This window comes from uncultured Capnocytophaga sp. (assembly GCF_938029845.1).
Taxonomy (GTDB): domain Bacteria; phylum Bacteroidota; class Bacteroidia; order Flavobacteriales; family Flavobacteriaceae; genus Capnocytophaga.
The window spans coordinates 1-10,366 of sequence record NZ_CALHGG010000129.1; the positions used below are offsets into that span (position 1 = coordinate 1).

14 protein-coding genes are annotated in these 10,366 nt (G+C 41.8%); 10 read left to right on the top strand and 4 right to left on the bottom strand.

The window, feature by feature from the left end:
* The coding region (locus Q0625_RS09205) for a DUF2271 domain-containing protein (protein WP_298826197.1) at positions 1-194 on the bottom strand (194 nt) is incomplete at its 3' end.
* Between the two features lie 220 nt (positions 195-414).
* Between Q0625_RS09205 and Q0625_RS09210 the strand changes: the two genes are divergently transcribed.
* Genes Q0625_RS09210 through Q0625_RS09220 form a run of 3 tightly spaced genes read left to right on the top strand, consistent with a single transcriptional unit; the run spans position 415 to position 1,661 of the window.
* The gene (locus tag Q0625_RS09210; protein ID WP_298826199.1) at positions 415-1,050 is read left to right on the top strand and encodes a peroxiredoxin; all 636 of its coding nucleotides are present in this window, start codon (positions 415-417) and stop codon (positions 1,048-1,050) included.
* A 58-nt stretch (positions 1,051-1,108) separates the two neighbouring features.
* Positions 1,109-1,423, top strand: coding sequence for a thioredoxin family protein (locus tag Q0625_RS09215; protein ID WP_298826201.1), 315 nt, complete (start codon positions 1,109-1,111; stop codon positions 1,421-1,423).
* On the top strand, positions 1,404-1,661 hold the full coding sequence (locus Q0625_RS09220; protein WP_298826203.1) for a hypothetical protein: 258 nt from the start codon (positions 1,404-1,406) through the stop codon (positions 1,659-1,661). Before Q0625_RS09215 ends, Q0625_RS09220 begins: the two co-directional genes overlap by 20 nt.
* Before the next feature lie 158 nt (positions 1,662-1,819).
* Here the strand turns inward: Q0625_RS09220 and folP are convergent, their stop codons facing one another.
* On the bottom strand, positions 1,820-2,647 hold the full coding sequence (gene folP / locus Q0625_RS09225) for a dihydropteroate synthase (RefSeq protein WP_298826205.1): 828 nt from the start codon (positions 2,645-2,647) through the stop codon (positions 1,820-1,822).
* Entirely contained in the window at positions 2,644-3,759 is a 1,116-nt protein-coding gene (locus Q0625_RS09230) for a CapA family protein (protein ID WP_298826207.1), read from the bottom strand. Before Q0625_RS09230 ends, folP begins: the two co-directional genes overlap by 4 nt.
* Before the next feature lie 257 nt (positions 3,760-4,016).
* Here Q0625_RS09230 and Q0625_RS09235 point away from each other — a divergent pair, with 257 nt between their 5' ends.
* The 7 genes from Q0625_RS09235 to Q0625_RS09265 all read left to right on the top strand — a co-directional run bounded on the left by Q0625_RS09235 (position 4,017) and on the right by Q0625_RS09265 (position 9,887).
* Positions 4,017-5,756, top strand: coding sequence for a peptide MFS transporter (locus Q0625_RS09235; RefSeq protein WP_298826209.1), 1,740 nt, complete (start codon positions 4,017-4,019; stop codon positions 5,754-5,756).
* A gap of 103 nt (positions 5,757-5,859) precedes the next feature.
* Entirely contained in the window at positions 5,860-6,612 is a 753-nt protein-coding gene (gene tpiA / locus Q0625_RS09240) for a triose-phosphate isomerase (RefSeq protein ID WP_298826210.1), read from the top strand.
* A gap of 191 nt (positions 6,613-6,803) precedes the next feature.
* A complete protein-coding gene (locus Q0625_RS09245) occupies positions 6,804-7,733 on the top strand; it encodes a transcription antitermination protein NusB (protein WP_298826213.1) in 930 nt (309 codons plus the stop codon).
* A gap of 61 nt (positions 7,734-7,794) precedes the next feature.
* On the top strand, positions 7,795-8,235 hold the full coding sequence (locus Q0625_RS09250) for a DUF1573 domain-containing protein (protein WP_298826214.1): 441 nt from the start codon (positions 7,795-7,797) through the stop codon (positions 8,233-8,235).
* A gap of 12 nt (positions 8,236-8,247) precedes the next feature.
* Positions 8,248-8,550, top strand: coding sequence for a preprotein translocase subunit YajC (gene yajC / locus Q0625_RS09255; protein WP_298826216.1), 303 nt, complete (start codon positions 8,248-8,250; stop codon positions 8,548-8,550).
* A 70-nt stretch (positions 8,551-8,620) separates the two neighbouring features.
* Positions 8,621-9,223, top strand: coding sequence for a 7-carboxy-7-deazaguanine synthase QueE (locus Q0625_RS09260; protein ID WP_298826218.1), 603 nt, complete (start codon positions 8,621-8,623; stop codon positions 9,221-9,223).
* A gap of 4 nt (positions 9,224-9,227) precedes the next feature.
* Positions 9,228-9,887, top strand: a complete 660-nt coding sequence (locus Q0625_RS09265; RefSeq protein ID WP_298826220.1) for a fused MFS/spermidine synthase — start codon at positions 9,228-9,230, stop codon at positions 9,885-9,887.
* A 183-nt stretch (positions 9,888-10,070) separates the two neighbouring features.
* Here Q0625_RS09265 and Q0625_RS09270 read toward each other — a convergent pair.
* A partial coding sequence (locus tag Q0625_RS09270) for a hypothetical protein (protein ID WP_298826223.1) occupies positions 10,071-10,366 on the bottom strand: 296 nt, incomplete at its 5' end.

Genomic DNA, 10,366 nt, shown 5'->3' on the forward strand with positions numbered 1-10,366 from the left:
TAGTACTTGCCATTATCACCAAAGACATAGAGCGTCTTGACGTATTTGTCCTCTGAGTCTATGAGCGATACTACCATATAGGCACCCTCGCCAGTATAGTTGGCCATCTGTACCATACACTTAAATTTGTCCTGTGCCTGAGCCGTAGCAAAGGCCAAAAATGCCACTAAGGCAAATCCAATTTTCCTTGTCATAATTTTGATTGTTTTAAAAAGAAAGCGCAAAGATACGTTTTTTTAGTGAAAATCGAATAGTGAAAAGTGAAAAGCCATGTGCCTGACCACTAACCACTAACCACTTCCCACTATAACACTATAGAAAAAAACAATAGAACTCCGCCTCTTCTGATAGATTTTATTTATACTTTTGCAGCGTAAAACAAAGATATTCTATAACATTTAAATAATCATAATCATGTCTTTAGTAGGAAAAAAATTCCCAAACATTACTGTTGACGCCATGTCAGAAATGGGCGACAACCTCCGTATCAATATTTTAGAAGAGGCTACCAAGAAAAACAAAAAAGTAGTTCTTTTCTGGTATCCAAAGGACTTTACTTTCGTATGTCCTACCGAACTACACGCTTTCGAAGAACTTAAGAAAGAATTCGAAAAACGCAACACTATCATCATAGGAGCTTCAGTAGATACCTGCGAGGTTCACTTCGCTTGGCTTAATACCCCTAAAGATCAAGGAGGTATAGAAGGTGTCAGCTATCCTATCTTAGCCGATACAACTCGTAACCTTTCCAATGCTTTAGGTATCTTGGAAGCAGATCATGTATATAACGAAGAGTTGGAAAACTACCTTATCGAAGGTTCCAATGTAACTTTCCGTGCTACTTTCCTTATCGATGAAAACGGAAAAGTATTCCACGAAAGTGTAAACGACATGCCTCTTGGACGCAATGTAAAAGAATATCTTCGCCTTATCGATGCCTACACTCACGTACAAAAATACGGAGAAGTATGCCCTGCTAACTGGGAAGAAGGTAAAGAAGCTATGCATGCCGATAGAAAAAGTACCGCTGATTACTTAGCTAAACACTAATCACAGTGTATCACTGTCTTTATAATAAAACGCAAACCTTAATCATTAATCTTGACTTATGTTAGTAGAACTTACCAGCGATAATTTAGCAGAACTCATACAAGCCAACAAGAAAGTGGTTGTACAATTCTCTGCTTCTTGGTGCGGAAATTGCCGTATCATGAAACCCAAATTCAAAAAACTAGCTTCAGAGAGAGAGGATCTTACCTTTGTCATCGCCGATGCAGAGCAATTCCCTGAATCTCGTAAGCTTGCCAATGTAACTAACTTACCTACCTTCGCTGCTTTTGTAGATGGTGAACTCCTAAAGGACGTACAGACCAATAAGCAAGAGGTATTAAATGAATTAATCGATGAAGTTACCAATAATTAAGCATATTACCCAGTTCATTGAAGCTAATGATGAGGATTATGTAGTAGAGACGATAGAGGTGTTAGAGAACCTTACCGAGCTCTCCTCCCTCAAGGACGAAGAATTGGATATTATAGGAGAGCTTCTCTCCAATATGTATGGCGCCTTGGAGGTACAAAAACTGATCAAAGCAGGTACCCCCCAGAAAGAAGCTCTGAATACTTTTATGCAGAGAGTACTTGGCGCTATTGACAAATAGGAAATGTATTCATCTCATCTTTATTAAATTATGTTAGTTATCCCAGTTCGTTTCTTGTAACTCCCCTATAAGTTGAGTTACAAGGACAGCAAGGGAGATTCATGGTAAAATGTCTGAACAACAATGAAAATAGGCGGCACCGCAGGTGCCGCCTATTTTCATTTTTTCTTTAGCTCCCCCACAATCCTTACACATTCCATAGCTTCTTTTACATCATGAACACGGAGAATATCCGCCCCATGGAGCAAGGCAAAGGTATTCAGTACGGTTGTACCATTGAGGGCATCCTCTGCGGTAGTGTCCAAGAGCTTATATATCATGGACTTTCGGGAGATACCCACCAAGATAGGACACTCCAGAGCCTTGAAGAGGGCGAGCTGTTGCATCAGCTCATAGTTCTGGGCGAGGGTCTTGGAAAAACCAAATCCAGGATCTACAATTAGGTCGTTGATTTTTAGTTGTCTTGCCTTATCCTTTACCTCGGAGAAATAGTATAATATATCCTTAGTGAGCTTATCATACTCGGTATAGGTCTGCATAGTCTGTGGGGTGCCTCGCATGTGCATAGCGATATAGGGAACTTGATAGTGAGCGGCTACCTCCCAAATAGTAGGATCTATCTGTCCTGCTGAAATATCATTGATGATACAAGCGCCTGCCTCAAGGCTCTGCCGTGCGACTTCAGCACGAAAAGTATCTACTGATATGCGAATTTCAGGAAAGTGCTTTACCAAGGCTTCCACTACGAGCACTACACGTTGTAGTTCTTCCTCCTCTGACACCTCTTGTGCATTGGAACGAGAGCTATAACCACCAATATCTAGAAAAGTGGCTCCCTCTTGGAGCATCTGTTCAGCCTTACAAAGTACTTCCGTAGGAGTGGTGCGACTCTGCGAGTAGAAAGAATCGGGAGTAATATTGAGTATCCCCATTACCTTCGGGGTATCAAAGGATATTAACTCCCCTTTACAGTTGATTTGTGTCATTTTTTCTCTATAATAGTTCCTTTGTTGTGTTTTTTAAAGAGTTTGCGAGTATCTTCTACAAATATTTTCATTTGTTTTATCGCTTGAGGAGTCATCTCAGGATAGCCTTGTTGTTCTGTCTCGGCACAAGGGAGTATTTCATAATGCTTTTTGCCATCTTTATCATACAAATGCACCCAAGTAAGGTAATATTCAGGAGTGATTAAGCGGGTTTGCTTATTAGCTCCCTTGACAAGGGTTAGCTTGAGCATAAGCCCTCCATCAGTATGGCGTTTGCGTTGGTTGGAGATGAAGTTACCCAAGGAATAGATAACAAATTGTTGGCTTTCAGCCGCACGCCCCCTAAGCTCCATAGGTTGCAACACATGAGGGTGTCCGCCGATGATATAATCTACGCCATTGCGAAAGAGGAAGTCGGCCATGCGTTTCTGCCCCTCATTGGGAGTAGTGGCGTACTCTATTCCCCAATGCACTACGGCAATAAGCTTGTCAAGTTTTCGGCTTTGCGCACTGAGGATATCTCGCTTTATTTGCAGCGTATCCAAGCGATTCACTTGGGTCGGATTCGGGATAGGCAAGCCATTAGTACCGTAGGTATAGTTAAGCACCCCTACGCGTAAGTTGTTCTTTTCCAAGATGAGTAAGTTACGCATGACTCTATCTATAAGATCATGGAAAGTACCTGTATGCTTTATTCCTAAGGAATCCAATTGGTATAGGGTACTGGTAATCCCCACCTTCCCACGGTCACAGGAATGATTGTTCGCCGTTACCATGACATTGATACCACTGTGGAGACAATCGGCTGCCAACTCCTTAGGAGAGGAGAAGGTTGGGTAGCCTGTAAAGGGTTTTCCTGCGAGGGTAACCTCCAAGTTTGCCACCACAAAATCATGTTGCTTAAAGATTGGGGCTACTTTAGCAAAGACAGGCTTGTAGTTATAGTGACCTGTTTGCTTGTCATAAGCCGAATGAATCTGGGGGGTGTGTCCCATCACATCTCCTACAAAGAGTAAGGAAAGTGTATCCTGTGTCTGTTGCTTGTCCAAGTGTCCTTGTCCATATATGGTAATACTTAGCAACAAGCTAAAGAGGGTAAAATAGGTTTTCATTATAGTGTACTAAACATAGGCGCAAAAATACGATTTTAAAAAAGAAAATAAAAAATTTCGCAAACAAATTAGGTCTATTCAGAAAAATATGCTATTTTTGAACCGTTTTTTCAATTTGCCGATGTGTCGATTTGCCAATTTGTCAATGTGCTAATTTGCTAATTAACTCATCAACTAATTGTCTCATTGACTCATCAGCTAATTGACTAATTGTCTCATCAGCTAATTGACTAATTTGCTAATTAACTAATTAACACATGACTCACGAAAAAAAACACTACTTTGACATCAAGGTATTAGGACAGCCTTCGGGGCTTTTCTTTCTCTTCTTTACCGAGATGTGGGAGCGCTTTTCTTTCTATGGAATGCGCGTTCTTTTGGTACAATTCCTCACCGCTGAAATTCTCTTAGGAGATCCTAAGGGGGGCTGGGGCTGGACTTCCGAGCAAGCCACCGCCCTCTATGGTACTTATGCGATGCTCTTGTACCTCACCCCTGTCTTAGGAGGAATCATAGCCGACAAATACTTAGGCACACGGCGTGCAGTCATCATAGGTTCTATCATCATGACCATAGGGCAGTTATGCTTATTCTTACATTCCACCACTATGTTCTTTGTAGGGCTTACCTGCTTGGTAGTTGGGGTCGGACTGTTCAAGCCCAATGTGCCTTCTATCCTTGGAGAGATGTTCAAGGACCACCCCGATAAGAAGGATAGTGCCTATACTATTTTCTATATGGGGGTCAATGCAGGCGCCTTCTTAGGTATGATGCTCTGTGGTTACTTGGCAGCTACCAAGGGCTGGAGCTGGGGCTTTGGGCTAGCAGGTATCTTCATGGCCTTGGGTACGCTACAGTTTGTCTTTGCCAAGCCGCTTATGGGGGATTTGGGTATGCTCAAAAAGGAGACACACCACGAGCAGTCAACCGATACAGACAAGCGCAACCCTTTCACCTTGGTTGATAATATATTGATTGTTCTAGTATCCACACTGGGACTACTCTATGCCTTCAATGACCCCTTGTCCAAGAACCATATCTACGACCTATTTGCGTGGGTGGATACGTCCCTTATGCGTGGGCAAAACCTTGTGGCACTTATAGCCCTATTGTTATTTGTCTATTTATTAGTATCGCGTATTCTGCGTTACGATAGGATCGTCCGCAACCGTATGTTTGCCGTGATGAGTTTGGCATTCTTTATCATTTTCTTCTTTATTACCTTCGAGCAAGCCCCTTCATCACTGATTATCGTTGCCCGTGATTATGTAGATAGGAGTCTTAGCGGTGAGGGGCTGTTGGTGTTTAATATCATCAATGCCCTACTGATGCTGATTCCTCTGCTGATTATCTCCTTTGTTTTGATTCGTTTGGCGATGGTTACTTGGAAGCTCATTCCACTGACCAATATAGTACTCTTTGTCTGCTTTCTGCTCATCTGGGGGGTAGCTATCTATGCCATCAGGAGTGAGTTCCTCAAGAATACTTCCGAGATTGCAGTATCTTGGTTCTCAGTACTTAATGCTTTCTTTGTCATCACTTTAGCCTCCTCCGTTTCCAAGATATGGTCGTCCAAATACAACCCTTCAGTAGCCTTCAAGTATGGCTTTGGATTATTCTTCGTCGCCTTTGGTTATTTGGTAGTGTGGTTTGGTGCCAAAGGATTAAGCGAGGATATGAAGATTTCCATGGCCTATATCATACTCATCTATTTTTTCCATACCATAGGCGAACTCTTTATCTCTCCTGTGGGACTTTCCTACGTCTCCAAGCTCGTTCCTCACCGAATGCTGGCTTTCATGTTCGGTACTTGGTACTTAGGAATTGCCATAGCACAGAAAGTAGCAGCTACCTTAGGCGGGCAAGTAGTGTCTATTACTAAGGAATATGGGCTAAGTACTTTCTTCCTTATCTTCGCGAGTATTGCCACAGGTGCGGGCATCTTGGTCATGCTATACAACCCTGTCCTTAAAAAGCTCATGCACGAAGTGAAGTAATAAGCAAAATAAAGCAAAAAAGCCTTTTGTTTTCGGATTTAATTTCGTATTTTTGCTTGCTGAATCTAACCACTGACAACTAAGTAACTCAAATCATATACTTATGAGAAAAAAAGTAATTGCAGGTAACTGGAAAATGAATAATGATGCGACCCAGTCCGCACAACTTATTGCCGAACTGCTCGAAAAACTACCACAAACACAAGCAGAGGTAGTCATTGCTCCCTCTTTTGTAAATCTTGCCTTAGCAGTAGAAAAAACCAAAGGCAGCCCTATCATTGTAGCGGCTCAGAATATGCACTTTGCTGAGAAAGGCGCCTTCACTGGTGAAGTTTCTGCCTCCATGCTAGAGTCTATCGGGGTGAAAACAACTATCTTAGGACACTCCGAACGAAGAGAGTACTTCAACGAAACCGATGAGAGCCTCGCCAAAAAAGTAGATACTGCACTCGCCCATGGGCTGCGCATCATCTTCTGTATAGGGGAGAAACTCGCTGAGCGAAAGGCTGCTAAGCACTTTGAGGTAGTAAAATCCCAAATACAAAATGCCCTCTTCCACTTGCCTCAAGAGGCTTGGAAACACATCGTACTTGCCTATGAACCTGTATGGGCTATCGGTACAGGAGAAACCGCTACTCCTGAACAAGCTCAAGAGATACATGCCTTTATCCGCAAGACTGTCGCTGACAAATACGGAAAAAATGTAGCTGACGACCTTACCATTCTCTACGGAGGTAGCTGCAACGCTAAGAATGCTGCATCACTCTTCGCTAACCCCGATGTAGATGGGGGACTCATAGGAGGAGCTGCTCTGGTAGCTGATGACTTTATCACCATTATCAAGGCTATAAACTAATAGAACAAAGGGACAAAGATAAAACTTTGTCCCTTTCTCTTTTTCTCAAAAATGGACACATGTGCTTACCATGTCGCCCAAAAGGAGTTGTGTACCTAAGTTACAAAAATAAATTTTGAAAACATAGGGGTTATATAAAAATAAATATGTACTTTTGCCGACAAATTTTTGCAATTAACTAAAAGTTCTTTATGCTCACTCGTAGGCACATTCGTGTAAAGGTAATGCAAGCTATTTATGCACTACACCAAGAGGAAAATTATAATCTGCAAAGAGGGGAAAACTTCCTTGTCGCAAGCATGGACAATACGCACAGCTTGTACATAGTCCTTATGGGGCTGTGGGCTGCCTTGGAAAAACGCTCCCAACAGATGGAAGCTGTCTATAAAAAGAAGTTCATCCGTGATGAGAATATCTCACACACTTTGTTCTTGGAGAATGAGGCCTTACAGCTTATCATACGTGATGAGGCTCTCAGTGAGGCTATCGAGAAGGAACGTCTCTCTTGGAAAGCTCATGATGAGTATATCAACATACTATATAACAAAATCTTAGAAAGTGAAGTCTATCAGCTAGCTAAGGGGCGCACCCGAAGTTTTGAGAACGATAGGCAACTCCTAGCCGACCTATACATGGAGGTAATCGCCCCCAATGAGGAACTTTTTGATTTCCTTTCGGACAGCGAAATTACTTGGACAGATGACTTTCCGCTGGTTAATACCCTCATTGTAAAACTTCTCAAAGGTCTCCAAAAAGAGAAAGAAAACGAACTTATTCCTCCCTTGTTCAAGGACATAGCCGACAAGGAGTTTGGCATAGACCTACTCAAGAAAGCAGTGCTCAATGATGAGAAGTTCCAGCAATATCTAGTAGAAAAGACCCCCCAATGGGATGCCGAACGTATAGCTGAGTTGGATGCTATCCTTATCAAAATGGGTATTACCGAACTACTCAAGTTCCCTAGTATTCCTGTAAAGGTTACCCTGAACGAATACGTGGAGATTGCCAAAGAGTACTCAACTCCGAAGAGTAGTGTGTTTATCAATGGAATCCTCGATACCCTTTCTAAAGACTTCAAGCAAGAGGGTACCCTAAAGAAAATTGGAAGAGGACTTTTATAGTGACTAATCACTAAAAACTAATCACTGACGACTGACAACTAAAAGCTAAAAACTAAAAATCATGAAAAGAATATTTTTACTTGCAGGAGTAGCACTCCTTGCCGCTTGCAGCAACAATGGTACTGATGCGGCTAACAAAATCAAACAAAGTAACTTAGAAGCTGCTGAGAAATTAGCAGAACAAGCTACACAGTTCCCTCAAATAAAATTTGAGGAAACCACTCATGACTTTGGAGAAATTAAGCAAAATGTAGAGGTACAAACCTCCTTCAAGTTCAAGAATACAGGTAAGGTACCTTTGGTAATTACCAATGCTACTAGTAGCTGTGGCTGTACAGTCCCTGAATATCCAAAAGAAGCTATCGCTCCAGGGGAAAGTGGTGCTATCAAAGTGGTATATAATGGCTCTGGAAAAGATGCTATTTCCAAAACAGTAACCCTTACCACCAACACCGAACAAGGCACAGAACTTCTTACCATAAAGGCCTTTGTAAAAGAATAATAACGCAAACTTATGAATATAGTACTACAAGCAGCTCCTCAAGCAGGAGGCGGAAACTTCCTTTTTATCATAATCATGTTCGTGATTATGTTTGTTTTTATGATTTTCCCTTCTATGAGGAGACAAAAACAAGAAAAGAAATTCTATAATGCTCTCAAGAAAGGAGACAAAGTCATCATGAAGAGTGGCCTACACGGAAGAATCGCTGAACTCAACGATACTTCTATCGTGATAGAAACGCTTTCTGGCAAACTCAAATTCGAGCGCTCAGCAGTCTCCCTTGATTATACAAAAAAAATCCAAGACAATCAGTAGTCACTGAAAGGTGAATAGTGAATAACTAGGAGTGTTGTTCACTATTCACTTTTCATTCTTCAGTTAACTTATGGACGGAAAAGTTCTTCCCCTTATGGAAGCCTTCTACACCATACAGGGAGAAGGATATCACAAAGGTACAGCAGCATATTTCATTCGCTTAGCAGGCTGCGATGTGGGCTGCCACTGGTGCGATGTCAAGGAAAGTTGGGATGCCACAGCACACCCACTTGTCCCTATTGAGCAAATCGCCGAACAGGCACTCGCCCACTCCAAAACAATCATCATCACAGGAGGCGAACCACTGATGTATAACCTACAACCTCTTACCCAGCTACTCAGAAGCCAAGGGGCACGTACCCATATAGAGACTTCAGGAGCTCACCCGCTCTCCGGTGAGTGGGATTGGATATGTCTCTCTCCTAAGAAAAATAAACGCCCACTGCCTCCTATTCACCAAGTAGCCAATGAGCTGAAGATGGTCATCTACAATCATCATGACTTACTCTTCGCCGAAGAGATGTCCGCCCTGACTCATACCAACTGTATTCGCTATCTACAACCTGAATGGAGTCGCCGTGAGAAGATGATTCCTCTTATGGTGGATTATGTCATGGAGCACCCCCAGTGGAAAATCTCCCTACAAATGCACAAATACTTGGATATTCCTTAAGATCATGCTAAAGCGTATTCTAAGCTATATATTCCCCATTACCCTACTTAGGAAATCCTCCACGGTAAGTGGTCCCCTTTCGGTAACCCTACTCAGTGGCAAGCGACTGCTGAACACCCCCAACACCGATTATTCTTTCGGAAGCCTACAACGTATCCTGCGTTTTGGCTTACAGAAGATCGGCTTTGAGCGGATTCAAAAACAAAAAAACATACTCGTATTGGGCTTAGCCGCAGGCAGTGTAGTGGAGACCTTAGTGGAAGAAGTCAAATTCCGTGGGCAAATACATGGGGTAGATATTGATAAAGATGTAATAGAAATAGGGCGACAATACTTCAATTTGGATAAGATAAAGAACCTTCACATATTCCTCACTGATGCCCAAGACTATATAAAAACCTCTCCCATAAAGTATGATTTGGTCATAGTAGATATATTCCAAGATGATCAGATGCCTGCTTTCCTTTTTGCACCTGCCTTTTTCTCTCAGTTAAAGAAAATTCTGAACAAAAAAGGGGTGATTCTATTCAATACCATCGTCAAAACCAAAGTCGAGGTACAAAGAAACAAAAACTTCATTGAGTTCTTCTCCGACCAATTCCATATAGACCGCTATCCCAAAGTAGAGGGAGAAAACGAGATACTTGTTTTGAATGAAAAGTGAAAAATTCTTTCATACATTTGTTTGTTTCCTTCAGTAGCGATAGGCTTGTCCTCAATGGTTACAAAATCCTAACTTATTATAGTAAGTTTGCTTTGGGTAGTACCTTGATTGCAACTGAGTTCTACGGTATTGGTGATGATATCCATAGTGTAGTCTTTTATATGAATTCTAAATGATTTATAATTAACGCTCAAAACCATCAAATTTATTATAAGAAAGCACTTCTCCTGTTTGTAAGTCTAAACGGTACCAATCAAGGTGTGTTTCTCCCCAATAAAATATTTCCCAGCAATTATAGCTAGCTCCAGGTCGATATACTCTTTCAATAAGTGCACCTGCTCCTTTATAGACTCCACCTCTACTATTATAGCCTCTACGCAGTTTCATTCCTTTTGACAGACAAAAATCCTCTACCTGCTCGAAAGTAAACTTAGAAACCTCGTCATAATTGATAGTCTTTTCTAATTTCCCCTCTTTAT

Bases quoted from the DNA above. Each gene is read 5' to 3' on its own strand.
- Q0625_RS09215 (WP_298826201.1), top strand. From the start codon at position 1,109: ATGTTAGTAGAACTTACCAGCGATAATTTAGCAGAACTCATACAAGCC.
- folP (WP_298826205.1), bottom strand. From the start codon at position 2,647: ATGACACAAATCAACTGTAAAGGGGAGTTAATATCCTTTGATACCCCG.
- Q0625_RS09220 (WP_298826203.1), top strand. From the start codon at position 1,404: ATGAAGTTACCAATAATTAAGCATATTACCCAGTTCATTGAAGCTAAT.
- Q0625_RS09235 (WP_298826209.1), top strand. From the start codon at position 4,017: ATGACTCACGAAAAAAAACACTACTTTGACATCAAGGTATTAGGACAG.
- Q0625_RS09245 (WP_298826213.1), top strand. From the start codon at position 6,804: ATGCTCACTCGTAGGCACATTCGTGTAAAGGTAATGCAAGCTATTTAT.
- Q0625_RS09210 (WP_298826199.1), top strand. From the start codon at position 415: ATGTCTTTAGTAGGAAAAAAATTCCCAAACATTACTGTTGACGCCATG.
- Q0625_RS09230 (WP_298826207.1), bottom strand. From the start codon at position 3,759: ATGAAAACCTATTTTACCCTCTTTAGCTTGTTGCTAAGTATTACCATA.
- tpiA (WP_298826210.1), top strand. From the start codon at position 5,860: ATGAGAAAAAAAGTAATTGCAGGTAACTGGAAAATGAATAATGATGCG.
- Q0625_RS09265 (WP_298826220.1), top strand. From the start codon at position 9,228: ATGCTAAAGCGTATTCTAAGCTATATATTCCCCATTACCCTACTTAGG.
- Q0625_RS09250 (WP_298826214.1), top strand. From the start codon at position 7,795: ATGAAAAGAATATTTTTACTTGCAGGAGTAGCACTCCTTGCCGCTTGC.
- yajC (WP_298826216.1), top strand. From the start codon at position 8,248: ATGAATATAGTACTACAAGCAGCTCCTCAAGCAGGAGGCGGAAACTTC.
- Q0625_RS09260 (WP_298826218.1), top strand. From the start codon at position 8,621: ATGGACGGAAAAGTTCTTCCCCTTATGGAAGCCTTCTACACCATACAG.